The sequence below is a fragment of the Duganella sp. 3397 genome, from assembly GCF_031456625.1.
Classification (GTDB): Bacteria; Pseudomonadota; Gammaproteobacteria; order Burkholderiales; family Burkholderiaceae_D; genus Rugamonas; species Rugamonas phyllosphaerae.
Genome location: NZ_JAVDVB010000011.1, coordinates 78,137 through 101,292, shown reverse-complemented (window position 1 = coordinate 101,292; position 23,156 = coordinate 78,137). Strand labels below are relative to the sequence as shown.

Genomic DNA, 23,156 nt, shown 5'->3' with positions numbered 1-23,156 from the left:
CGGAAATATCTATGCCTACCTTGACCAAACTTGCCGGCGCCATGCTGGTCCTCGGCATGCTTGCCAGCGCCCATGCTGCCGACAGGATCGCCGCCGACCTGGTGCTTACGCAAGCGACCCTGATCGACGTGGCCGGCGGCCAGGCCGTGCGCGGCAAATCGGTGGTGCTCAGGGACGATCGCATCATCGCCGTGGTCGACGACCGCGACCTGCGCAATTACGCCGCACGGCGTACCATGCGCCTGCCGGGCAAGTACCTGATGCCGGGCCTGTGGGACACCCATGTGCACTTCGGTGGCGGACCGGCGCTGATCGACGAGAACAGGAACCTGCTGCCGGTGTACCTGGCCTACGGGATTACCACCGTGCGCGATTGCTCGGGCGACCTGCCCGATACGGTGCTGTCGTGGCGCGACCAGATCAACCGCGGCCAGCTCGAAGGCCCCACCATATTTACGTCCGGCGCCAAGCTCGAAGGCTACAAGCCGCTGTGGAAAGGCACCATCGAAGTGGGTACGCCGGAAGAAGTGGGCAAGGCGCTCGACCGCCTGCAGGCGCAGAAAGTAGATTTCGTCAAGATCACCGAAAACACGCTCAAGCTCGAGCTGTACCTCGAAGCGCTGCGCCAGGCCAGGGAGCGCGGCATGCGCACGTCCGGCCACATCCCGGTACAAAAGACGCTGGCGCAAATGTTCGACGCCGGCCTGGGCACGGTCGAGCACCAGTCGTACCTGCTGCGCGCAGCCACCCCGCGCGAAGCCGAGCTGACCGCGCAGGTGGCAGCCGGCGCCTTGACCGGCAAGCAGGCGATGGCACTGAGCCTGGCGAGCTACGACGAGCCGACCGCGCGCGCGTCGTTCCGCCACATGGCGTCGAAAGGCACAGCCGTGGTACCCACGCTGTCGGTATCGCGCGTGGTGGCCTATCTCGACATGGAAGACCACAGCCACGACGAAGCGCTGCAATACATCGGCCCCGGCCTGCGCGCCACCTACGACTGGCGCGTGCAGCGCGCCGCGCAAGACAATCCCGAGCAGATCGCGCTGCGCAAGGCCACGTTCGAGAAATCGGCCGCGCTGCTGCCGATCCTGGCGCAGGAAGGCGTGAGCATCATCGCCGGCACCGACGCCGGCTTCTTGAACTCCTATGATTACCCTGGCCAGGCGCTACATGACGAGATCGGGCTGTACGTCAAATACGGCCTGACGCCGGCGCAGGCGCTGCAGTCGGCCGTCATCGCCGGCCCGCGCTTCCTGGGCAAGCTGGACCGCTACGGCAGCCTGGCAGCCGGCAAGACGGCCGACCTGCTGGTACTCGACGCCAATCCGCTGCAAGACATCAGCGCCACGCGCCAGATCCGCACCGTGGTCAGCCGCGGCAAAGTCTACGACCGCATCATGCTCGACCAGTTGCTGGCGCAAGCGAAGGCCAGGGCCGGCTCGGCACAAAAACACTAAGTGGCTGGGCTAGGGAAGCAGTGTGTCCAACTGGACCACTGCGAGACCACTCCGTGTGCGGATTGCCTTGTCATTCGTAATGAAATACTTGCAAGCAGCCGAGGTCGCGGTGGCGACGTGAATGGCATCGACAAACCGCAAGCGACTCTCCGCACGCATGCGCGCGGCATGGTCGAAAATCTCGCTGCCATGTGGAAGAATGGTCAGGAAGTTACTTGACCGGAAAAAATCGCGTGTTGTGGTGATCATCCTCGTATTCCATCTTGTGATACGGTCCCACCATGGTTTCCGCCACGGCGATTTCCCCTGTGACGCCGATGATTTCCCTGTTGCTTATTGCTCGCAAAACCGGCTCGGCAGCCGGAAAAAATTGCAGGTTTCCGTCAAGAAAATAGATGAAGACGTTGGTATCCAGATACACGCGCTGTCCGCACATCGCTTGAAGGACCGGAATTACCTGTCCCATGATGCGCGATCTTGCGCTACGTTGAGTTCGACTTCTGCAGGTGTATTGCCCCAGGCGCCTTTACAGGCGCCGGCGTAGTCCATCATCGACAGTCCGCTGGTTGCGCGAGCCTTCCCTGGCGCTGGGCGCAAGGTAATCTCGCCGTTCGCATAGGTAGCGTCCAGCACGTCGTCCTGACGCAAGCCTGCCTGCGCAATAAGTTCTGGCGGTAGTGTGAGCTTCCTTAGTTTCTCTAGACGAACCTTGGACATGACTCCCTCCTGGCGAGAGTTTTCATCTTACGCTCTCCCGCACAGAGTTCAAGCGACCGGGACGGCTGGCGCTCCAGGTCGCGCCGCAACAGGTAAAATATCGCATTCCGCCGTTTTACCCATCCTGGTAGCCCGAAAACAGCCTGAAAGCCCCGCCATGTCCGACTTCGAAACCCTCCCCGACAGCATCACCATTACCCGTCCCGACGACTGGCACCTGCACCTGCGCGATGGCGCCACGCTGGCCAGCGTGCTGCCGCATAGCGCGCGCCAGTTTGCGCGTGCCATCGTGATGCCGAACCTGAAGCCGCCGGTCACCACCGCTGCCGCCGCCGTCGCCTACCGCGACCGCATCCTGGCCGCGCTGCCGGCGGGGATGGCGTTCGATCCGTTGATGACGCTTTACCTGACCAACAACACGCCACCGGAAGAAATCGTGCGCGCCATCGACAGCGGCGTGGTCCACGCCGTCAAACTGTACCCGGCCGGCGCCACCACCAATTCCGACGCCGGTGTGACCGACATCGCCAACTGCTACAAGACCCTGGAAAAAATGCAGGAAGTGGGCATGCCGTTCCTGGTGCATGGCGAAGTGACCGACCAGGACATCGACCTGTTCGACCGCGAGGCCGTATTCATTGAACGCGTGATGCGCCCGCTGCGCCGCGATTTCCCGGCCCTGAAAATCGTCTTCGAGCACATCACCACCAGGGAAGCGGCGCAGTACGTGGCCGAGGCGGAGGGTCCGATCGCGGCCACCATCACCGCCCACCACCTGCTCTACAACCGCAACGAGATTTTCAAGGGCGGCATCCGTCCCCACTATTACTGCCTGCCGGTGCTCAAGCGCGAAGAACACCGCCTGGCGCTGGTCACGGCCGCCACCAGCGGCGACGAGCGCTTCTTCCTCGGTACCGACTCGGCGCCGCACGCGCAGGGCGCCAAGGAAGCCGCCTGCGGCTGCGCCGGCTGCTACACCGCGCTGCACGCGATGGAGCTCTACACCGAAGCGTTTGCGCGCGCCGGCGCGCTCGACAAGTTGGAGGCCTTCGCCAGCTTCAACGGCCCGGACTTCTACGACCTGCCGCGCAATACCGGCACCATCACCCTGCAGCGCGAGCAGTGGACGCTGCCCGAGCTGCTGCCGATGGCCGACCAGCAGGTCGTGCCGCTCAACGCCGGCGAAACCATCAACTGGAAAATGGTGTAAGCAGTGCATTCGTTGTTGTCGGTGATCGACTGGTCGCGGCCGTGGTATGACGCGATTCGTGATGCAGCCGGCCGGCTGGACAGCGATCAGCACTTTCGCGACAGCTTTACCGCGCAGGCAGCAGCACTGTGCCTGCGCAACCACGCCGGCCTGCCGCTCACATTCGTGCCGCAGGAAGCGCTGCCCGAGGGCACAGCGTACGAGCAATTTATTGGCGCCACCGGCGGCGTGCCCACGCGCGACAACCTGCACGATTTTTTCAATGGCCTGGTGTGGCTGAGCTTCCCGCGCATCAAGGTGCAGCTGAACGCGCTGCAGGCAGCACAGATCGCCCGCGACGGCGTCGGCAAATCGCGCGGCCCCGCGCGCGACGGCGCCACCATCTTCGACGAGAACGCGGCGCTGCTGGTGGTGCGCGACTGCGCTGCCGGCCATGGGTTGACGGCCGCGCTGCGCGCGCACCGCTGGCGCGAAGCCTTTCTCGAGCGGCGCGCCAGCTTCGGTCCCGATGCCCAGGTCTGGCTGTTCGGCCACGCGCTGATGGAAAAGCTGGTGGCCCCGCGCAAGGCGATCACCGCCCACACGCGCGTGGTGGTCGCTGGCGACGAATTTTTTACCTGGAACCACGCCGAACGCCGTGCCTGGATCGACGCCACCGTGGCGGAGCACCTGGCGGCTGAAGCGATTACCACCGCAGGTTTCACGCCGATGCAGGCGCTCGGGGTGCCGGGCTGGTGGCCCGACCAGGATGAGGCGTTCTACAACGACCAGGCTGTTTTCCGCCCCAAGCGCCAACCGGCCTAGCAGCCTGGCAGCCGGTCAGGGCTGACCTTGACGCCACCGCAAGGTCCAGCGCGGTTCGCCCGGTCACTCTCGGCCACCCTCAGTCGCTGAGCATCCAGCGCCGCGACAGGTAATCGAGCACCACGGTGCGGTTGCCCAGCGCGGCCATGCCCACGGTGCCTGCCAGCTGCACCGGCGCCTTGAAACTGTGGCCCGAACAATAGGCCGCGCGCGGCGCCAGGCGCTTGCCGCCCACTTCCAGGCCGCTCGCCAGCGCTATCTCGGTGCAGACCACGTCTTCGCCGTTGGGGCCGGGAAAGCGCATGCTGGTCTGGTCGGGCACCGGCAGCGCAGCGCTGCCGGTCAGCGCGCGCCATTCTGCTGCGGTGGTGGCGACCACGCCAAAGCGCGCCGCACCCGTGTCGAGCATCGCGTAACTGAGCCCTGCGGCGCCGGCGCGCGTGACCTCCACCACGACATGGCCACCGCCTTCGGCCCAGCTCAGATACAGCAGCGGTTCGGCGTTGCGCGCGCCGGCCAGCAGGGCGGCGGGTGTCCAGGCGTAGCGGCTCTTGCCCAGGTCCAGCGTCAGCGACCCCATGTCGAACAGGGCGTTGCCGACGATGGCGATCGGCGCGCCGCCGCAGTCGGGCTGCTGGAGTTGGACAAGATTGGCCGCGCTGGCGGGAATCGCGCGGCGCCGGCCTGCCACCGCGATCTCGGCGCGCACATCGGTCGCTGCCGGGCCGCCACGGCGCCAGTTCCACTCGCCGTTGGCGCCGGTGTCGAGCTGCACGGTGCAGGCCACGCCGTTGACGGTGACCGGCAGCAGCAGCCCCAGCCGTTCGGGCGGGCCGCCGGCAACGCTGCCCATCCCCCAGTGGAACGGCAGCCACTCTGGCTCGACGGCTTGGACGACAGGGGCGCTGGCGCTGGCCAGCAGGAGCAGCAAGGTTTTCAGCATGAGGAGAACGATCAAGGTCGGGCCGGCGATTCTAGGGCAGGACCGCATGTTAATCAATCAATAACGACAGCAACCGGTTTTTACCGGCGCGACCGTGCAGCCGCGCTGCGCAGTACAATGTCATTCCGATATCGATTACCATCGCCGCCGATGCGGCAGAAAGAGCACGCCATGACGCAGGACATACGCTGGGGCATACTGGGCACCGGAAAAATCGCCAAGGCCTTCGCCACCGCTTTGCAGGACACCCCTGGCGCCCACCTCGCCGCCGTTGCTTCGCGCAGTGTAGATAGCGCTACCAAATTCGGCGCCGAGTATGGCGCACAGCGCTTTCACGGCAGCTACCAGGCTCTGGCCGACGATCCCGCAGTGGACGTGGTCTATATCGCCACCCCGCACCCGATGCACCACGAAAACGCGCTGATGTGCCTGAACGCTGGCAAGGCCGTGCTGGTGGAAAAATCGTTCACCATGAACCGCCGCGAGGCCGAAGACATCATCCAGCTGGCGCAGGCCAAACAGCTGTTCGTGATGGAGGCCATGTGGACCCGCTTCATGCCGGCCGTGGTGGAGGCCAAGCGCATCGTCGACAGCGGCGAGATCGGCACCCCGGCCAATATCACCGCCGATTTCGGCTTTACCTCCGACGCCGGCCCCGAGCACCGCCTGTTCAATCCCGCGCTGGGCGGCGGCGCGCTGCTCGACCTGGGCATCTACCCGCTGTCGATCGCCTCTTTCTTCCTCGGCGGCGTCACCGGCGTCAAGGCGCAGGCGCAGATGACCGACACCGGCGTGGACATGCAGACCGCGTTTACCCTGACGCACGAAGGCGGCGGCCTGTCGTCGTGCGTGTGCAGCCTGCGCTCGCGCACCCCGACCGAGCTGACGATTTCCGGCACCAAGGGCTTCGTGCGCCTGTCCGACCGCTTCCACAATACCGAGGCGTTCAGCGTGACGGTGGTCGATGGCGCCAGCCGCGCCGAGCGCACGGTCAACGTGCCGCGCAGCGGCAACGGCTACACCCACGAGGCGCAGGAAGTGGGGCGCTGCCTGCGCGCCGGTCTGATCGAAAGCCCGGTCATGCCGCACGCCGAAACGCTCAACCTCATGGGCACGCTCGACGCGATCCGTGAACAGATCGGCCTGCGCTATCCGGCCGACCAATAAGCTCCCGAGCGCGGGCGGCCGGTAGCCGTTACAATCGCCCGATGTCGTTTCGATAATCAGGATGCATCCATGTTCTTAGCTACCCGCGCGCCCTCCCTCAAAACCGTGCTGCTTGCCACCGGCGTCGTACTGACGCTGGCCATGGGCGTGCGCCACGGCTTCGGCTTCTGGATGCAGCCGATCTCGCAAGCCAACGGCTGGACCCGCGAAACCTATTCGCTGGCGATGGCGCTGCAAAACCTGCTGTGGGGCGTGTTCGGCCCGTTCGCCGGCATGGCCGCCGACCGCTTCGGCACCATGCGCGTGGTGCTGGTGGGCGCGTTGTCGTACATGGCCGGCCTGGTGTGGATGGCGCTGGTCACCGATCCCACCCTGTTCGTGGTGGGCTCCGGCGTGTTCATCGGCCTGGGGCTGGCGTGTACCGCCTTTGGGGCCGTGAGCGGCATCATCGGCCGCACCGCGCCGGTCGATAAACGCTCGTGGGCGTTCGGCATCTCGGGCGCGGCCAGTTCGTTCGGCCAGTTCGTGCTGATGCCGATCGAACAGCAGCTTATTTCCGCCGTCGGCTGGCAGCACGCGTTCTTCGTGCTGGCGACAGTGGTGGTGGCGCTGATGGTGCCGATGGCGTTCTTCCTGCGCGAACCGGCCGCAGTGCACGATGACGGCCCGCGCCAGAGCATCGCCGAAGCATTCGGCGAGGCCGCGCGCAACCGCTCGTTCCTGCTGCTGGTGGCCGGCTATTTCGTGTGCGGCTTCCAGCTGGTGTTTATCGGCGTGCACTTGCCCGCGTACCTGAAGGACCAGGGCGTAATCGATCCGAGCGTGGCGGTGATGGCGCTGGCGCTGATCGGCCTGTTCAACATCATCGGCTCCTACCATGCCGGCAAACTCGGTGGCCGCCTGCCCAAGCGCTACCTGCTCTCCGGGATTTATTTTGCGCGGGCGCTGGTGATCGGCGCCTTCGTGCTGTTGCCGTTGTCACCGATGACGGTGTACCTGTTCGCGGCCGCCATGGGCGTGCTGTGGCTGTCCACTGTGCCACTTACCAACGGCATCGTCGCCGGCATTTTCGGCGTCAAGCACCTGTCGATGCTGGCGGGGATGGTGTTTTTCTCGCACCAGGTAGGCAGCTTCCTCGGCGTGTGGCTCGGCGGCTACCTGTACACGCTGCTGGGCAGCTACGACGTGATGTGGGGAATTTCGATCGCGCTCGGCGTGCTGGCCGGGCTGGTCAACTTGCCGATCAACGAGCGGCCGCTGGTGCGCGGCGGCTTGCAGGCGGCGTGATGAGAGGCCGGCTGAGGAGCGGGCTGTGGCGCGGCTTGATTGCTGCGGTGCTGGCGCTGGTGTTCTTGGCGTACTTGCAGCCGGGGTTCGTGGTGGATCTGGCGAATCGGGTCTACCTGTGTTTCTAGCAGCGTTGGCCCTCGATTCGGCATCCTCGCGCACGCTGGGATCCATGGAACGTGTGCTTCGCGCCAGCGCGGTTAAAGCCAACCCGGCTCGTCGGGGTTATGGATTCCCGCCTGCGCGGGAATGACGGAGCGGCGAGCGGTACCAGTTAAACCTTGAGGAACTCCTCGCGTCCACCGAGCCAGCGTGACAGATGCGCCTCCACCGTCGCGGCCTTTTCCGGCGTACCGGCGTGCAGCAGGTCGTGCGCCACGTCGCGGGCCTGGTCCACCAGCCAGCCGTCGGTCTCCAGGTCGGCAAAGCGCAGCATCGCCTGGCCCGACTGGCGCGCGCCGAGGAATTCGCCCGGTCCGCGTATCTCCAGGTCGCGCCGGGCGATCTCGAAGCCGTCGGTGGTTTCGCGCATCGTCATCAAACGCTGCTTGGCGATCCCACCAAGCGGGCTCTGGTATAGCAGCAGGCACACGCTGGCTGCCGAACCCCGGCCTACGCGGCCGCGCAACTGGTGCAACTGCGACAGGCCGAAACGCTCCGCGTGCTCGATCACCATCAGCGACGCATTCGGTACGTCCACGCCCACCTCGATCACGGTGGTGGCCACCAGCACCTGCATCTCGTTTGCCGTAAAGGCATCCATGATGGCCTGCTTCTCCGCTGGCTTCAGGCGTCCGTGCACCAGGCCGACGTTCAGGTCGGGCAGGGCTTCGGCCAGCAGCGCGTGGGTGTCGGTGGCGGTTTGCAGCTGCAGCGCTTCGGACTCCTCGATCAGCGGGCAGACCCAGTACACCTGCCGGCCCTCCTGCGCGGCCGCATGCACGCGCTCGATCACTTCGTCGCGGCGGTTCTGGTCGATGGTGCGGGTGACGATCGGCGTGCGGCCCGGCGGCAGTTCGTCGATGACCGACACTTCGAGGTCGGCGTAATAGGTCATGGCCAGCGTGCGCGGGATCGGCGTGGCCGACATCATCAGCTGGTGCGGAATCGCGCCCTCGTTGCCCTTGTTGCGCAAGGTCAGGCGCTGGCCCACGCCGAAGCGGTGCTGTTCATCGACGATCACCAGCCCCAGGTTGGCAAACACCACTGCCTCCTGGATCAGCGCATGGGTACCGACGACGAGTCGCGCTTCGCCCGATTCGATCATGTCGTACGCTGCCTGCTTGTCCTTCTTCTTCAAACTGCCGGTCAGCCAGGCCACCTTCACGCCCAGCGGCTCCATCCACGCGGCGATCTTGCGGAAGTGCTGCTCGGCCAGGATCTCGGTGGGCGCCATCAGCGCGGCCTGGAAGCCGCTGTCGATGGCCTGGGCCGCCGCCAGTGCCGACACCACGGTCTTGCCGCTGCCCACGTCTCCTTGCAGCAGGCGTTGCATCGGGTAGGGCTGGCGCAGGTCGGCGCGGATTTCGGCCAGCACGCGCTGCTGCGCGCCGGTCAGCTGGAACGGCAGCGCGGCCTGGAACTGCGCTGACAACTGTCCTTCCACCTTCAACACCGCCGCGCCTTTCGAGCGCCGCGCATGCTGCGCGCGCTTCAACGACAGCTGCTGCGCCAGCAGTTCGTCGAACTTTACCCGCGTCCACGCCGGGTGCGAGCGGTCGGCCAGCGCGTGTTCATCGACCTGCTGCGGCGGATAGTGCAGCAGTTTCACCGCCGGTTCGAAGTCGGAAAGCTGCATCGCCGCGCGTAAGTCGGCGGGCAGGGTGTCGGTCCAATCGACGCGTTTCATGGCGTCGCCGATGGCGCGGCGCAAAATCGGTTGCGACAGGCCTTCGCCGGACGGATACACCGGCGTCAGCGATGTAGGCAGCGGCGCGCCCTCGTTGACGATTTTGTAGGCCGGGTGCACCATCTCGGCGCCGAAGAAGCCGTGCTTGAGCTCTCCACGCGCGCGCACCCGCGTGCCTTCGGCCAGCTGCTTGACCTGGCTGCCGTAAAAATTCATGAACCGCAGTTGCAGCTCGCCGGTGCCGTCCGAGATGTGCACCAGCAGCTGGCGGCGCGGCTTGAAGGTGATCTCGTTCTTGACCACCACGCCCTCGACCTGCGACGTGTCGCCGCCATGCAGGCGCGCCTCCTCGATGGTGATGACCTGCGTCTCGTCCTCGTAGCGCATGGGCAGGTGCAGCACCAGGTCCATGTCGGTATGCAGGCCGAGCTTGGCCAGCTTCACCTGCGGGCTGACGGTCTTCTTGGCGGGTTTAGATGGCGTGACGGGCATATTGGAGCATTTTTCGAACACTAGCGTAAAATAGAGGGTTGGCCGTAACAAACCCGAAGCAGCAACGCCGGTATTGTAAGGCTAGCGCTCTATAGAAGCACACCCGATTCTTCAACCGTTTTCACAAGTTCGCCATGTATTCGCTTTCCGATTTCGATTTTAACTTGCCGCAGGAGCGCATCGCGCAGTTTCCGCTCCCCGATCGCAGCGCCTCGCGCCTGCTGCACCTGGACGGCGCGCAGATCGTCGACCGCCAGTTCGCCGACATCGTGGGCCTGCTGCAGGCCGGCGACCTCTTGGTGATGAACGACACGCGCGTGCTCAAGGCGCGCTTTTTCGGCACCAAGGAAAGCGGCGGCAAGGTCGAAGCGCTGGTCGAGCGCGTGCTCGATAACCGCACCGTGCTGGCGCAGGTTCGCGCTTCGCGCTCCCCCCTGGCCGGCACGAAGATGCGCCTGGCCGACGCTTTCGATGTCACCGTGGGCGAGCGCGCCGGCGAATTCTTTACCTTGCACTTCGATGCCGACGTGTTCGACCTGATCGAAGCGCACGGCCGCCTACCGCTGCCGCCGTACATCGAGCACGATGCCGATTCGTTCGACGAAACCCGCTACCAGACGGTGTTCAACAAGGTACCCGGCGCGGTGGCCGCGCCCACGGCCGGCCTGCACTTCGACCAGGCGCTGCTCGACACCTTGAAGGCGAAAGGCGTGAACTTCGCCTTCGTCACGCTGCACGTGGGCGCCGGCACCTTCCAGCCGGTACGTAACGAAAAGCTGTCTGACCACCAGATGCACACCGAGTGGTACACCATGCCGCAGGAGACGGTGGACGCGGTGCGCGCCACCCGCGCGGCCGGCCGCGACGTGGTGGCGGTGGGCACGACCAGCCTGCGCGCGCTGGAATCGGCCTCGCAAAGCGGCCAGCTGGAAGCGGGCAGCGCTGACACCGCGCTGTTCATCACGCCCGGCTACCGCTTCAAGACCGTCACGCGCCTGATCACCAACTTCCACCTGCCCAAGTCGACCCTGCTGATGCTGGTGTCGGCCTTTGCCGGCTATGACGAGATCCGCGCTGCGTACGCGCACGCGATCGCCAATGAATACCGCTTCTTCAGCTATGGCGACGCCATGCTGCTGACGACGCAAGCACGCGCTTAATCAAGGACTACACAATGTTGGAATTCAAGCTACACAAGACCGATACCAGCGGTCTCACCCACGCCCGCCGTGGCGAAGTCAAACTCAACCACGGTGTGGTGCAGACCCCGATCTTCATGCCGGTCGGTACCTACGGTTCGGTCAAGGCCATGTCGCCGCTGGAACTGAAGGAAATCGACGCCCAGATCATCCTCGGCAACACCTTCCACCTGTGGCTGCGTCCCGGTAACGACGTGATGGCCAAGTTTGGCGGCCTGCACGACTTCATGGGCTGGGACAAGCCGATCCTGACCGACTCGGGCGGCTTCCAGGTGTTTTCGCTGGGCGCCATGCGCAAGATCACGGAAGAGGGCGTGCACTTCAATTCGCCGATCAACGGCGACAAGCTGTTCCTCTCGCCGGAAGTGTCGATGCAGATCCAGCGCGTGCTGAACTCCGACATCGTCATGCAGTTCGACGAATGCACGCCGTACGAGATCGACAACCGCCCGGCCACCATCGAGGAAGCGGCCAAGTCGATGCGCATGTCGCTGCGCTGGGCCCAGCGCTCCAACGACGAATTCCACCGTGGCGAAAACCCGAATGCGCTGTTTGGCATCGTCCAGGGCGGCATGTTCGAACATTTGCGCGACGAGTCGCTGGCCGGCCTGGAAGAGATCGACTTTCCGGGCCTGGCCATTGGCGGCCTGTCGGTGGGCGAGCCGAAAGAGGACATGATGCGCATCCTCAAGCACGTCGGCCCCAAGCTGCCGGCCAACAAGCCGCACTACCTGATGGGCGTCGGCACGCCGGAAGACCTGGTGGCCGGCGTGTCGCACGGCGTCGACATGTTCGACTGCGTGATGCCTACTCGTAATGCCCGCAACGGCTGGCTGTTTACCCGTTTCGGCGACATCAAGATCAAGAATGCGCGCTACAAGGAAGACAAGGAGCCGCTCGACTCGACCTGCTCGTGCTACGCTTGCCGCAATTTCTCGCGCGCCTACCTGCACCACCTGAACCGCACCCAGGAAATCCTCGGCGCGCGCCTCAATACCATCCACAATCTGCACTACTACCTCGACATCATGCGCCAGATGCGCGAGGCGCTGGACGAGGACCGCTTCCACGCATGGACCCTGCAATTCCACGCCGACCGCGCCCGTGGCGTTTAAAAATCGGCTTTAAAAAGAAATAACACCCCCCATTTGCCGGGAAGTCGTTGCACGTTCCGGCCAGTGCTAGAATACAGCGCTGTTTTTTCAAACTATTATCGGAGTCACTGTGTTTATATCCAACGCTTACGCCCAATCCAACCCCCTCGAGTCGCTCGGCGGCGCCGGCGGCTTCCTGGGCCAGTATGGCTTCCTGATCCTGATGTTCGTGGCAATGTACTTCCTGATGATTCGTCCCCAGATGAAGCGCGCCAAGGAACAAAAGAACATGATGGAAGCGCTGGCCAAGGGCGATGAAGTCGTGACCGCTGGTGGCGTTCTGGGCCGTATCTCGAAAATATCGGACCTGTACCTGACCATCGAGGTATCGAACGGCGTGGAAATGACCGTGCAAAAAAGCGCGGTGACCATGGTCCTGCCGAAAGGCACGCTCAAGGCGCTGTAACCGGCCCAGGCCCCCGGCCCGCCCAGTCGCACGACGGGCGGGCCGTCTTGCATCCGACGCCTAACCCTGAACGCTGAACACTATGAATCGCTATCCCGTCTGGAAATACATACTGATTGCTGTCGCCATCCTGCTGGGCGCGCTGTACTCGGCACCCAACTACTTCGGCGAATCGCCGGCAGTGCAGGTCACGAGCGGCAAATCAACCCTGAAGCTGACGTCCGACATGGTCGCCAAGGTCGATGAAGTGCTCACGCGCGAGAAAGTCCCGCACAGCGAACTGACCTTCGATGGCACCGGCACTTACGCTTCGGTACGCGTGCGCTTCCCCGATCCCGATACCCAGTTCCGCGCCAAGGCCGTGCTGGAAAAAGGTCTGAACGCCGATCCGGAAGATCCATCGTACCTGGTGGCGCTCAATCTGCAACCGGACACCCCGAAATGGATGCAAAAGCTGCACGCGGCGCCGATGTACCTCGGTCTCGACCTGCGCGGCGGCGTCCACTTCCTGATGCAAGTCGATACCAAGGCCGTACTGGCCAAGCGCCTGCAAGGCATGCAGGCCGCCGCCCGCAGCCAGCTGCGCGACAAGAACGTGCGCCACGCCGGCATCGAGCGCTCGGGCGACACCATCGTCATCAACTTCCGCGACAACGACACGCGCCAGAAAGCCAAGGCCGTGCTGGCTGACCAGATGCCGGACGTGACGTTTGCCGATTCCGGCAGCGATACCGACCTGAAAACCGTGATCAGCCTGAAGCCTGCCGCAGTCAAGCAAACCACGGACGAGGCGGTCAAGCAGAACATCTCCACGCTGTCCAAGCGCGTCAACGAACTGGGCGTGGCCGAACCGATCATCCAGCAGCAAGGTCCGGACCGCATCATCGTGCAACTGCCAGGCGTGCAGGACGTGGCCCGTGCCCGTTCCGTGATCGGCCGCACCGCCACCCTGGAAATCCGCATGGTCGACGAATCGATCACACCTGGCACCGAACTCACTTCCGCCGTTCCGCTGAACTCGGAACTGTTTACCGTCGGTAAAGGCGTACCGGTCGTGTTGACCAAGGACGTGGTGCTGACCGGCGACTACATCTCCAGCGCCACCGCCAGCTTCGACCAGAACCAGCAACCGGCTGTCGGCATCGACTTGAACGGCGATGGCGGCCGCCGCATGCGCGACGCCACCAGTACCCGCGTGGGCAAGAAAATGGCCATCGTGCTGTTCGAAAAGGGCAAGCCGGAAGTCTTGTCGGTGGCCACCATCCAGAGTGAACTGGGCAGCAAATTCCAGATCACCGGCATGGGCAACGCCGAGAACTCGGCCGAACTGGCGCTGCTGCTGCGCTCTGGCGCACTGGCTGCCCCAATGGAAGTGATCGAAGAACGCACCATCGGCCCGCAGCTGGGCGCCGAAAACGTCGCCAAGGGTATGCACTCGACCATGTACGGCTTCGCTGCCGTGGCCATCTTCATGGTTGCCTATTACATGATGTTCGGCCTGTTCAGCGTGTTTGCGCTGGCGTGCAACCTGCTGTTGCTGGTGGCCTTGCTGTCGCTGCTGGGCATTACCCTGACCCTGCCGGGCATGGCCGCCATTGCGCTGGCGCTCGGTATGGCGATCGACTCCAACGTGCTGATCAACGAACGGGTGCGCGAGGAACTGCGCGGTGGGGCGTCGCCGCAGGCGGCCATCACGGCCGGCTTCGATCGCGCCTGGGCCACGATTATCGACTCCAACGTCACCACCCTGATCGTCGGCCTGGCGCTGCTGGTCTTCGGTTCCGGTCCGATCCGCGGCTTTGCCGTGGTGCACACGCTGGGCATCCTGACGTCGATGTTCTCCGCAGTGTTCATCATGCGCGGCGTGGTCAACCTCTGGTACGGCCGCAAGAAGAAGCTGCAATCGATCGCCATCGGCACCATCTGGCGTCCGGACACCAAATAATTCGAGGCATAGCACATGGAATTTTTCCGCATCAAGAAAGACATACCGTTCATGCGGCATGCACTGGTGTTCAACGTCATCTCGGCGTTGACCTTCGTGGCAGCCGTGTTCTTCCTGTTCCACCGTGGCCTGCACCTGTCGGTGGAATTCACCGGCGGCACCGTGATGGAGCTGAAGTACCAGCAACCAGCCAATCTCGAGGGCATCCGGGCGTCGCTGCGCGGCATCGGCTACGACTACCCGGAAGCGGCCGGCTTCGGCACCGCGCACGACGTGATGCTGCGCCTGCCGGTGATCAAAAGCATCAGCGGCAAGGATGCCTCGCAACTGGTCTTCGATACCCTGTGCAAGGCTGAAAAAGGTGCGCTGACCCAGATCGACAACGTCAACGCCAAGGGCGAGCACGTGGTCAAGCAGGCTTGCATGACCGCTGCCGGCGCCGAAGCGGTCGAACTGCGCAAGGTGGAGTTCGTCGGTCCGCAGGTGGGTGAAGAACTGACCCAGAACGGCCTGAACGCACTGGTGATGGTGGTTGTGGGCGTGATGCTGTACCTGGCTATCCGCTTCGAATGGAAATACGCGGTGTCGGCAATTATCGCCAACCTGCACGACGTGGTGATCATCCTCGGCTTCTTCGCTTTCTTCCAGTGGGAATTCTCGCTGACGGTGCTGGCCGGTATTCTCGCCGTGCTCGGTTACTCGGTCAACGAATCGGTCGTGATTTTCGACCGGATCCGCGAAAACTTCCGCAAGTACCGCAAGGCCACCGTGCACGAAGTGATCGACAACGCCATCACGTCCACCATCTCGCGCACCATCATCACCCACGGCAGCACCCAGATGATGGTGCTGGCGATGCTGTTCTTCGGCGGTCCGACCCTGCATTACTTTGCCATGGCGCTGACCATCGGCATCTGCTTCGGTATCTATTCGTCGGTGTTCGTGGCGGCGGCGATTGCCATGTGGCTCGGCGTCAAGCGTGAGGACCTGATCAAGCCGGTCAAGGAAAAAGACGAGACCGACGGCGCGGTGGTGTAAATCCCCGCTGTCCTGTTGGCGAAAAGCCGCTTCCCTCGGGAGGCGGCTTTTTTTTCACCCATAGCCGGTGTAAGTAACAACGCGTAGAAAAAACCGTATCGTGCGCAAGACGGACTGATGTAGGCGTAGGATGCCAATTCGCTATTTAGTTTATTTGTGAAATTTTGCCACTACAAGTCGAATAAAAGGGTTCTCATGAAAACCATTGGTATCTCTCCGCACCGCCGCAGCTTCCTGCGCAAGGCGGTTACCGCTGCGCCGGCCGTGGCGCTGGTGGCCGCTGCCGGCGTGGGCGCAGTAGCCACCACCACTGCTGGCACCGCTGCGCAAGGCACCCATCGTCCCGTCTATTTCAACCCGGCCGAGTGGGCCACGTTGCAGGCGCTGGTCGATCGCCTGATCCCCGCCAACAGCGACGGCCCCGGTGCGCTGGAAGCCGGCGTGCATGAATTCATCGACCTGCAGATGAATACGCCGTATGCGTACGGCAAACTGTGGTTCATGCAGGCGCCGTTCGTGCCCGAGTCACCGCCCGAGTTCGGCTACCAGTTCCACATGGCGCCGCGCGACCTGTACCGCAGCGCCCTGGCCGGTCTCGAACATGCGGTCCAGGCCAAGCTGGGCAAAGCCTTTACCGCGCTGGACGCGGCCCAGAAAGACGCCGTGATCGGCGAACTGGAAAAGGGCACGCTGGCCATCGGCGCGGTGCCGCCGAAAACCTTCTTCGGCCAACTGCTGCAAAACACGCGCGAGGGTTATTTCAGCGACCCTGTCCACGGCGGCAACAAGGACATGGCGGCCTGGAAGATGATCAACTTCCCCGGCGCCCGTGGCGACTACATGGACTGGGTCGAGCAGTACGGCAAGCACTATCCGCTGCCGCCCGCCTCGATCGCTTAAGGAATCAAGATGGCAGATATCACACTCAAAAAAGTCGAGGTCGTCATCGTCGGCTTCGGCTGGACCGGCGCCATCATGGCCAAGGAACTGACCGAAGCGGGCATGGAAGTGCTGGCGCTCGAGCGCGGCGCGTTCCAGGACACGTACCCGGACGGCGCGTACCCGAAAACCCTCGACGAGCTCACCTACATCCAGCGCTCCAAGCTGTTCCAGGATTTGTCGAAAGGCTCGTTTACGTTCCGCCACGACGTCGCTGGCACCGCCGTGCCGTACCGCCAGATCGGCGCGTTCAAGCCGGGTACCGGAGTCGGTGGCGCCGGTTTGCACTGGTCGGGCCAGCACTGGCGCGTATTGCCGGAGGAGCTCAGACTGCGCTCGCACTACAACGAGCGCTACGGCAAGAAATTCATCCCGGAAGGCATGACCACCCAGGACTTCGGCATCACCTTCGAGGAGCTGGAGCCACATTTCGATTTCGTTGAAAAAGTATTCGGCACCTCGGGCGTGGCCTACCGCGTCGATGGCAAGGTGGTGGGCGAGGGTAACTTCTTCGAACCGAGCCGGTCCAACCACTACGCGCTGCCGCCGCAAAAAGTGCCGTACACGGCGCACCTGTTCCACAAGGCTGCGGCCGAAGTGGGCCTGCACCCGTTTGTCGCACCGTCGTCGAATGCGTCGCAGCAGTATGTGAATCCTTACGGATGCCAGATGGGACCATGTAACTTCTGCGGCTTCTGCTCGGGCTTTGCCTGCTACAACTACTCGAAGGCGTCGCCGCAGGTCAACATCATGCCGGCGCTGCGCAAGGCCGCCAATTTCGAGCTGCGCCCGCACTGCAATGTGCTGCGCATCAACCTCGACAGCAGCAAGAAAAAGGCCACCGGCGTCACCTACGTGAACAAGGACGGCAAGACCGTCGAACAACCGGCCGACCTGGTGATCGCCAGCACCTTTGCCTACAACAATGCCCACCTGTTCCTGGTGTCGGGCGTGGGCCAGCCGTACGACCCGGTGAAAAATGAAGGCGTGGTCGGGCGCAATATCGCCTATCAAACCATGTCCACCGTGCAGATGTTTTTCGATCCGAACAAGAACACCAACCCGTTCATCGGCTCCGGCGGCAACGGCGTGGCGGTCGACGATTACAACGGCGACCATTTCGACCACGGCCCGCTCGGCTTCGTCGGCGGCTCGCCGGCCTGGTGCAATCCGGCCGGCGTCAAGCCGATCGCCGGCATCCCGGTGCCGGACGGCACGCCGGCCTGGGGCGCGGACTGGAAACGGGCGGTCAAGGACAACTACACCAACACCGTGTCGTTCGACGTGCATGGCGCCAACATGGTGTACCGCGACTGCTATGTCGATCTCGATCCGACCTACACCGACCAGTTCGGCCAGAAGCTGCTGCGCTTCACCTTCGACTGGCACGACAACGACATCAAGATGAGTCGCTACGTGACCGACAAGATGCTCGATGTCGCCAAGGCGATGAATCCGAAGTCGATCCACGTGTCGGTAAAAAACTTCGGCGACCACCTGGACCTGCGCAATTACCAGACCACGCACTGGGCCGGCGGCACTGCGATGGGCACCGATCCCAGGATCAGCGTACTGAACCGCTACCTGCAAAGCTGGGACGTGTACAACGTGTTCGCGGTGGGTTCGAGCGTGTTCCCGATCGGGATCGGCTACAACCCGACCGGCCTGGCTGCCGCACTGACGTACTGGTCGGCCAAGGCGATCCGCGAGCAGTACCTCAAAGATCCCCGTCCCCTTGTTGCCGTATGAGACTGCCCATGACCCATTACCTCACCAAATCACTGGCCCTGCTGGGCCTGTCGCTGGCGATGTCGGCCAGCTGGGCCGCACCCGACGCCAGGCTGATCAAGCAGGGCGAATACCTGGCCCGTGCCGGCGACTGCTTTGCCTGCCACAGCGTAACCGGCGGCAAGCCGTTCGCTGGCGGTCTCGGCATGGAAACGCCGATCGGCAAGATCTATTCGTCCAACATCACGCCTGATAAAAAGGCCGGCATCGGCACCTGGAGTTTCGAGGACTTCGACAAGCTGATGCGCACCGGCGTGACCAAGGCCGGCTACACCGTGTATCCGGCCATGCCGTACCCGTCGTACTCGCGCCTGAGCCAGGCCGACATGCAGGCGTTGTACGCGTACTTCATGCACGGCGTCAAACCCGACCCGACCCCGAGCCGCGATTCCGACATCGTCTGGCCGCTGTCGATGCGCTTCCCGCTGGCGATCTGGCGCTGGGTGTTCGCACCCAAGCCCGAGCCATACCAGCCGCCAGCGACCAATATGACCAACACCGCCAATGCGCAAATTTTGCGCGGCGCCTACCTGGTCGAAGGCCTGGGCCACTGCGGCGCCTGCCACACGGCGCGCAGCGTGACCATGCAGGAAAAGGCGTACACCAGCAACGGCAACACCGACTTCCTGGCCGGCGGCCAGGTCATCGACGGCTGGACCGTGCCGTCGCTGCGCAACGAGCATGGCGGCGGACTGGCGCGCTGGAGCACGGCCGACATCGTCGACTTCCTCAAGACCGGCCGCAACGGCCACACCGCCTCGTTCGGCGCCATGAACGACGTGGTGGCGCATTCGACCCAGTACCTGAGCAACGACGACCTGACCAGCATGGCCGTGTACCTCAAGTCCCTGCCGGCCAATAACAAGGCCACGCCATTCGTGGCCGACGCCAAGGTGGCCACGCAACTGTTCAACGGCCAGCCCGCCACGGCCGGTGCGCTGACCTACCTGAACAAGTGCGCCGGCTGCCACCGCTCGGATGGCAAGGGTTACGGTACCGCGTTCCCGGCGCTGGCTGGCAACGCCGTGCTGCAGGGCAAGGATGCGACCTCGGCGATCAACATCATCCTGTCCGGCGGCGCGGTGCCTTCGACTCATACGGCGCCGTCGGCGCTGACCATGGCGCCGTATGCGAAAGAGCTCAACGACCAGCAGGTGGCCGACGTGGTCAACTTCATCCAGACCAGCTGGGGCAACCAGGGCGGTACCGTTGTTGCCAGGGACGTGGCCAAGGTGCGCAAGGTCTCGGTGCCGGTCAAGCCGTTGACGGCTGCTGCGTTTGCCGCCGGGCGTGAAGGGACGGTACCGCAGCCGGTGAGCCGGCCGAGCAGCGTCGATAAGCTCGACGCCAAGTAAGTCTATTGTGTCCGTCGCGCCCGCATCGCGGCCGACGGACACTCGCCGAACAGCTTGCGGTAATCGCTGGAAAACTGGCTGAAGTTGCTCATGCCCCAGGCGTCGGCGACGTCGCCGATGGCGGCGCGTACCGCACCAGCGCCCTGGTCGAGCAACTCGCGGCGTGCGCCGTTCAGGCGCATCATCCGCATGTACAGCAGCGGACTCATCCCCAAGACATCCTCGAAACAATACTGCAAGGTGCGGCGGCTGACGTGCACCTGCTCGCACAGCTGCGGCACCGTCAGCGCGGCCTGGTCGGCCAGGTGCGCGTCGATGTAGGCGCGCACGTGTTCGACCACGCGGCGCCGGCGTTGCAGGCTGGGGCTGGCGACCGGTTCGCCGCAGCGATGGTCGAGCAGCTCCAGCAGCGACGCCAGCACCGTGTCCTGCCAGGCTTCGGTGCCAGTGCCCACCGCCGCGCGGGGCAGCGCCGCCGACAGGATACCCAAGCACGCCGCGCGCGCCGCGCCATCGACCTGCAACACCTCGGCCGCCTGCACCCGCTGCCAGTCGATCTGGCAGCCTTGGCGCTCGGCGGCATCTTCCAGCAACTGCCGGCTGGCAACGATGCCGTAGATGCTGTAGGCGCTCGGCGTCACCAGTTCGAACTCGACGTCGCCCGGACGCACCATCAGCGTGTGGTCGCCCGCCTGGCGGCCGTTGATGCGCGTGGTTGCATCGTGGTCGGGCAGGCCGAACCAGATCGCGTCCGGCCACACCCGGCACGATTGCCGCACCGCCTGGCTCAGGCTTTCCCGGAATACTTGAAGCTGCGGCAATTGGCGCTCGGTCAGCGCACCCGTAAAACGGCCGGCGCTGACCTGGTCGTAGCGCTGCTGCCAGTTGGTCAGCTTGCTGGCCAGTTCGTCGGCGTCGTGCGCCATCACCGTGCGTAATAACGGTGCATGGGGCAATGATGGTGTCGCAGTCTGGTGCATATTTGCTCCGCTGAGGTTGTCTCTGTCGTGGTGTTGCAGTCACGCGGCGGGCCCGCCGCAGGTTTGCCAATTTGCGATAACGCCAGTGCCAACAGCGCTCCTATACTGAAATCCGCCTCAACACATCGAGCAACTTTCATACCCGCCCCACACGGGCAGGGGCGCCGGTAACGTATTACCTAAGGAGAACCACATGAACGCAAAACAGGCGGCCGGTCAGCCGGCCCTGCAACAGACGCTGAGCACGTTCCAGCTCTGGGGCATCGCTGTCGGCCTGGTGATATCCGGGGAGTATTTCGGCTGGAGTTACGGCTGGGCCTCGGCAGGCACCTTGGGCTTCACCATTACCGCGTTGTTCATCGCGGCCATGTACACCACCTTTATTTTCAGCTTTACCGAGCTGACCACGTCGATCCCGCACGCGGGCGGTCCGTTTGCCTACAGCAAGCGCGCGTTCGGTCCCACCGGCGGCTACCTGGCCGGCGCTGCCACCCTGATCGAGTTCGTGTTCGCGCCGCCGGCCATTGCGCTGGCAATCGGCGCCTACCTCAACGTGCAGTTTCCCGAGATCAACCCCAAGCTGGCGGCGGTAGGCGCTTACGCGGTGTTCATGACGCTCAACATCGTCGGCGTGCAGGTGGCGGCCACCTTCGAGCTGTTGATGGCCTTGCTGGCAATCTTCGAGCTGCTGGTATTCATGGGCGTGGTGGCGCCGGGCTTTTCCATCACCAACTTTACCAAGGGCGGCTGGTCGGGCCAGGACGTGTTTACTACCGCTGCGATACCGGGCATGTTTGCCGCGATTCCGTTTGCCATCTGGTTCTTCCTGGCCATCGAAGGCGTGGCCATGGCGGCCGAAGAAGCCAAGGACCCCAGGCGTTCGATCCCGATTGCCTACATTACCGGCATCATCACCTTGGTATTGCTGGCGATCGGCGTGATGGCGTTTGCCGGCGGCGCCGGTGACTGGACCAAGCTTGCCAACATCAACGACCCGTTGCCGCAGGCGATGAAAATGATCGTCGGCGAAAACAGCGGCTGGCTGCACATGTTGGTGTGGCTCGGACTGTTCGGACTGATCGCCTCGTTCCACGGCATCATCCTCGGCTACTCGCGCCAGATCTATGCGCTGGCCCGCGAAGCCTATCTGCCGCCAGCGCTGGCCAAGATCCACCCGCGCTTCAAGACCCCGCACCGGGCCATCCTGGCCGGCGGCGCGGTCGGTATCGCCGCCATCTTCAGCGACGAGCTGATCAAGATCGGCGGCCAGACCCTGACCGCCAACATCGTCACCATGTCGGTGTTCGGCGCCATCACCATGTACATCCTCAGCATGCTGAGCCTGTTCAAGCTGCGCCGCGCCGAGCCCGACATGGTGCGGCCGTTCCGCGCGCCGTTCTACCCGGTGTTCCCGGCGATTGCCCTGGCCGGCGCCGTGGTCTGCCTGGTGACGATGATTTACTACAACCCGCTGGTGTTCTGCCTGTTCGCCGCCTTCCTTGCTGCCGGTTATGTGTACTTCCTGGCGACCAAGGGCAGCCGCGCACTGCACGCCGCCCCGACCACCACCCCCATCGAAGGAGTTTGAATGTTGATCTTTTCCCGCATGATGCAGCGCCTGGCGGTGGCCGGCGGCCTGCTCACACTGGCCACGACCGCCTTTGCCGCAGAGCCGGCCCCCGTACCTTCGGCCTGGACCGAGACCGGCAACGTCACGGCGGTATCGGACTACCTGTTCCGCGGCATTTCGCAAACCCAGGCCAAGCCCACTGCCCAGGCCACGCTCGACTTTACCCACAGCAGCGGCGTGTACCTGGGCCTGTTCGGCTCGGGCGTCTCGCACGCGGCCTATAACAACGGCGCCGGTTCCGAGCTCGACGTCTATGGCGGTTACCGCCACGCCGTCAATGCCGACACCACCATCGATGCCGGCCTGGTCACCTACTGGTTCCCCGGCGCGCACTATGCGACAGGCGGCAAGGACATCAAGTACCATACGCAGGAGGCCAAGCTCGGCGTCAACATCGGCAGCTTCAACGCTTACGCCTGGGTGTCGCTGAGCCGTTACTGGTTCGGCTTCACGGTGCAACCGGGCAGTGGTGACCTGGTCGATACGCGCGGCACCGTGTACGGCGAACTGAACTGGAATCCGGAACTGGCGCCGGGGCTGGTATTGAATTTGCACGCAGGCCGTCAGCAGGTGCGGCACATGGACGACTTCAACTTCTACGACGCCAAGGTCGGTGTGACCAAGATCGTCGGCAACTGGGCGTTCGCGGCGGCAGGGGTGTATAACAGTGGCGACGCCAGCAAGAACGGCGCGCCGTTGTGGACCTTCTTCAACGCCGACGGCAGCAGCAAGAACGTGGTGCAAAAGCGCTTGCTGGTGACTGCCACGCGCAGTTTTTAAACAGGCATTACAGTAA

At 64.0% G+C, this 23,156-nt stretch carries 21 protein-coding genes; 15 read left to right on the top strand and 6 right to left on the bottom strand.

Features of this window, described 5'->3' with window-relative positions:
• Positions 1 to 11 precede the first annotated feature (11 nt).
• Entirely contained in the window at positions 12 to 1,457 is a 1,446-nt protein-coding gene (locus J2X54_RS24895) for an amidohydrolase family protein (RefSeq protein ID WP_310184453.1), read from the top strand.
• Between the two features lie 9 nt (positions 1,458 to 1,466).
• Here the strand turns inward: J2X54_RS24895 and J2X54_RS25780 are convergent, their stop codons facing one another.
• From J2X54_RS25780 to J2X54_RS24885, 3 genes are read right to left on the bottom strand one after another with little or no spacing between them, the layout of a single operon-like run.
• On the bottom strand, positions 1,467 to 1,616 hold the full coding sequence (locus tag J2X54_RS25780) for a hypothetical protein (protein ID WP_404990958.1): 150 nt from the start codon (positions 1,614 to 1,616) through the stop codon (positions 1,467 to 1,469).
• A 52-nt stretch (positions 1,617 to 1,668) separates the two neighbouring features.
• Complete coding sequence (locus J2X54_RS24890; protein ID WP_310184452.1) at positions 1,669 to 1,923, bottom strand: type II toxin-antitoxin system VapC family toxin; 255 nt, start codon at positions 1,921 to 1,923, stop codon at positions 1,669 to 1,671.
• On the bottom strand, positions 1,911 to 2,174 hold the full coding sequence (locus J2X54_RS24885) for an AbrB/MazE/SpoVT family DNA-binding domain-containing protein (protein ID WP_310184451.1): 264 nt from the start codon (positions 2,172 to 2,174) through the stop codon (positions 1,911 to 1,913). Before J2X54_RS24885 ends, J2X54_RS24890 begins: the two co-directional genes overlap by 13 nt.
• 157 nt (positions 2,175 to 2,331) lie before the next feature.
• Here J2X54_RS24885 and pyrC point away from each other — a divergent pair, with 157 nt between their 5' ends.
• On the top strand, positions 2,332 to 3,384 hold the full coding sequence (gene pyrC / locus J2X54_RS24880; RefSeq protein WP_310184450.1) for a dihydroorotase: 1,053 nt from the start codon (positions 2,332 to 2,334) through the stop codon (positions 3,382 to 3,384).
• Between the two features lie 12 nt (positions 3,385 to 3,396).
• Complete coding sequence (locus J2X54_RS24875) at positions 3,397 to 4,188, top strand: DUF3025 domain-containing protein (protein ID WP_310184475.1); 792 nt, start codon at positions 3,397 to 3,399, stop codon at positions 4,186 to 4,188.
• 79 nt (positions 4,189 to 4,267) lie between these two features.
• On the opposite strand, the gene J2X54_RS24870 is transcribed toward J2X54_RS24875, so the two are convergent.
• Positions 4,268 to 5,146 (bottom strand): hypothetical protein, encoded by an 879-nt coding sequence (locus J2X54_RS24870; protein ID WP_310184449.1) that lies wholly within the window; start codon positions 5,144 to 5,146, stop codon positions 4,268 to 4,270.
• Positions 5,147 to 5,302: 156 nt separating this feature from the next.
• On the opposite strand from J2X54_RS24870, the gene J2X54_RS24865 reads away from it, so the two are divergent.
• Both J2X54_RS24865 and J2X54_RS24860 read left to right on the top strand, forming a co-directional pair.
• Complete coding sequence (locus J2X54_RS24865) at positions 5,303 to 6,298, top strand: Gfo/Idh/MocA family oxidoreductase (RefSeq protein WP_310184448.1); 996 nt, start codon at positions 5,303 to 5,305, stop codon at positions 6,296 to 6,298.
• Between the two features lie 69 nt (positions 6,299 to 6,367).
• Positions 6,368 to 7,585 carry an MFS transporter gene (locus J2X54_RS24860; protein ID WP_310184447.1) on the top strand — a complete coding sequence of 406 codons (1,218 nt, stop codon included), beginning with the start codon at positions 6,368 to 6,370 and terminating at the stop codon, positions 7,583 to 7,585.
• A gap of 274 nt (positions 7,586 to 7,859) precedes the next feature.
• On the opposite strand, the gene recG is transcribed toward J2X54_RS24860, so the two are convergent.
• Positions 7,860 to 9,926 (bottom strand): ATP-dependent DNA helicase RecG, encoded by a 2,067-nt coding sequence (gene recG / locus J2X54_RS24855; protein ID WP_070246205.1) that lies wholly within the window; start codon positions 9,924 to 9,926, stop codon positions 7,860 to 7,862.
• A gap of 134 nt (positions 9,927 to 10,060) precedes the next feature.
• On the opposite strand from recG, the gene queA reads away from it, so the two are divergent.
• From queA to J2X54_RS24815, 8 genes are all read left to right on the top strand, one after another.
• Positions 10,061 to 11,086, top strand: coding sequence for a tRNA preQ1(34) S-adenosylmethionine ribosyltransferase-isomerase QueA (gene queA / locus J2X54_RS24850; RefSeq protein ID WP_310184446.1), 1,026 nt, complete (start codon positions 10,061 to 10,063; stop codon positions 11,084 to 11,086).
• A 14-nt stretch (positions 11,087 to 11,100) separates the two neighbouring features.
• On the top strand, positions 11,101 to 12,240 hold the full coding sequence (gene tgt, locus J2X54_RS24845) for a tRNA guanosine(34) transglycosylase Tgt (protein WP_310184445.1): 1,140 nt from the start codon (positions 11,101 to 11,103) through the stop codon (positions 12,238 to 12,240).
• A gap of 109 nt (positions 12,241 to 12,349) precedes the next feature.
• On the top strand, positions 12,350 to 12,685 hold the full coding sequence (yajC, locus tag J2X54_RS24840; RefSeq protein ID WP_070249262.1) for a preprotein translocase subunit YajC: 336 nt from the start codon (positions 12,350 to 12,352) through the stop codon (positions 12,683 to 12,685).
• An 82-nt stretch (positions 12,686 to 12,767) separates the two neighbouring features.
• Entirely contained in the window at positions 12,768 to 14,630 is a 1,863-nt protein-coding gene (secD, locus tag J2X54_RS24835; RefSeq protein WP_070249261.1) for a protein translocase subunit SecD, read from the top strand.
• Positions 14,631 to 14,645: 15 nt separating this feature from the next.
• On the top strand, positions 14,646 to 15,668 hold the full coding sequence (secF, locus tag J2X54_RS24830; RefSeq protein WP_310184444.1) for a protein translocase subunit SecF: 1,023 nt from the start codon (positions 14,646 to 14,648) through the stop codon (positions 15,666 to 15,668).
• A 195-nt stretch (positions 15,669 to 15,863) separates the two neighbouring features.
• Positions 15,864 to 16,568, top strand: coding sequence for a gluconate 2-dehydrogenase subunit 3 family protein (locus J2X54_RS24825; RefSeq protein ID WP_310184443.1), 705 nt, complete (start codon positions 15,864 to 15,866; stop codon positions 16,566 to 16,568).
• A gap of 9 nt (positions 16,569 to 16,577) precedes the next feature.
• The gene (locus J2X54_RS24820; RefSeq protein WP_310184442.1) at positions 16,578 to 18,356 is read left to right on the top strand and encodes a GMC family oxidoreductase; all 1,779 of its coding nucleotides are present in this window, start codon (positions 16,578 to 16,580) and stop codon (positions 18,354 to 18,356) included.
• A gap of 8 nt (positions 18,357 to 18,364) precedes the next feature.
• Positions 18,365 to 19,750 carry a cytochrome c gene (locus J2X54_RS24815; RefSeq protein ID WP_310184441.1) on the top strand — a complete coding sequence of 462 codons (1,386 nt, stop codon included), beginning with the start codon at positions 18,365 to 18,367 and terminating at the stop codon, positions 19,748 to 19,750.
• Positions 19,751 to 19,752: 2 nt separating this feature from the next.
• Here the strand turns inward: J2X54_RS24815 and J2X54_RS24810 are convergent, their stop codons facing one another.
• Entirely contained in the window at positions 19,753 to 20,730 is a 978-nt protein-coding gene (locus J2X54_RS24810; RefSeq protein WP_310184440.1) for a helix-turn-helix domain-containing protein, read from the bottom strand.
• Between the two features lie 193 nt (positions 20,731 to 20,923).
• Here J2X54_RS24810 and eat point away from each other — a divergent pair, with 193 nt between their 5' ends.
• Positions 20,924 to 22,318, top strand: coding sequence for an ethanolamine permease (eat, locus tag J2X54_RS24805; RefSeq protein ID WP_310184439.1), 1,395 nt, complete (start codon positions 20,924 to 20,926; stop codon positions 22,316 to 22,318).
• Positions 22,319 to 23,140 carry a TorF family putative porin gene (locus tag J2X54_RS24800; RefSeq protein WP_310184438.1) on the top strand — a complete coding sequence of 274 codons (822 nt, stop codon included), beginning with the start codon at positions 22,319 to 22,321 and terminating at the stop codon, positions 23,138 to 23,140. It begins immediately after the preceding gene.
• Positions 23,141 to 23,156: the final 16 nt, after the last annotated feature.

Excerpts from the sequence above, each read along its gene's own strand:
- J2X54_RS24820 (WP_310184442.1), top strand. The coding sequence starts at position 16,578 with ATGGCAGATATCACACTCAAAAAAGTCGAGGTCGTCATCGTCGGCTTC.
- J2X54_RS24815 (WP_310184441.1), top strand. The coding sequence starts at position 18,365 with ATGACCCATTACCTCACCAAATCACTGGCCCTGCTGGGCCTGTCGCTG.
- J2X54_RS24810 (WP_310184440.1), bottom strand. The coding sequence starts at position 20,730 with ATGCACCAGACTGCGACACCATCATTGCCCCATGCACCGTTATTACGC.
- J2X54_RS24860 (WP_310184447.1), top strand. The coding sequence starts at position 6,368 with ATGTTCTTAGCTACCCGCGCGCCCTCCCTCAAAACCGTGCTGCTTGCC.
- queA (WP_310184446.1), top strand. The coding sequence starts at position 10,061 with ATGTATTCGCTTTCCGATTTCGATTTTAACTTGCCGCAGGAGCGCATC.
- J2X54_RS24825 (WP_310184443.1), top strand. The coding sequence starts at position 15,864 with ATGAAAACCATTGGTATCTCTCCGCACCGCCGCAGCTTCCTGCGCAAG.
- secF (WP_310184444.1), top strand. The coding sequence starts at position 14,646 with ATGGAATTTTTCCGCATCAAGAAAGACATACCGTTCATGCGGCATGCA.
- J2X54_RS24890 (WP_310184452.1), bottom strand. The coding sequence starts at position 1,923 with ATGGGACAGGTAATTCCGGTCCTTCAAGCGATGTGCGGACAGCGCGTG.
- J2X54_RS24895 (WP_310184453.1), top strand. The coding sequence starts at position 12 with ATGCCTACCTTGACCAAACTTGCCGGCGCCATGCTGGTCCTCGGCATG.
- J2X54_RS24800 (WP_310184438.1), top strand. The coding sequence starts at position 22,319 with ATGTTGATCTTTTCCCGCATGATGCAGCGCCTGGCGGTGGCCGGCGGC.
- recG (WP_070246205.1), bottom strand. The coding sequence starts at position 9,926 with ATGCCCGTCACGCCATCTAAACCCGCCAAGAAGACCGTCAGCCCGCAG.
- tgt (WP_310184445.1), top strand. The coding sequence starts at position 11,101 with ATGTTGGAATTCAAGCTACACAAGACCGATACCAGCGGTCTCACCCAC.
- secD (WP_070249261.1), top strand. The coding sequence starts at position 12,768 with ATGAATCGCTATCCCGTCTGGAAATACATACTGATTGCTGTCGCCATC.
- eat (WP_310184439.1), top strand. The coding sequence starts at position 20,924 with ATGAACGCAAAACAGGCGGCCGGTCAGCCGGCCCTGCAACAGACGCTG.
- pyrC (WP_310184450.1), top strand. The coding sequence starts at position 2,332 with ATGTCCGACTTCGAAACCCTCCCCGACAGCATCACCATTACCCGTCCC.
- J2X54_RS25780 (WP_404990958.1), bottom strand. The coding sequence starts at position 1,616 with ATGCGTGCGGAGAGTCGCTTGCGGTTTGTCGATGCCATTCACGTCGCC.
- J2X54_RS24865 (WP_310184448.1), top strand. The coding sequence starts at position 5,303 with ATGACGCAGGACATACGCTGGGGCATACTGGGCACCGGAAAAATCGCC.
- J2X54_RS24885 (WP_310184451.1), bottom strand. The coding sequence starts at position 2,174 with ATGTCCAAGGTTCGTCTAGAGAAACTAAGGAAGCTCACACTACCGCCA.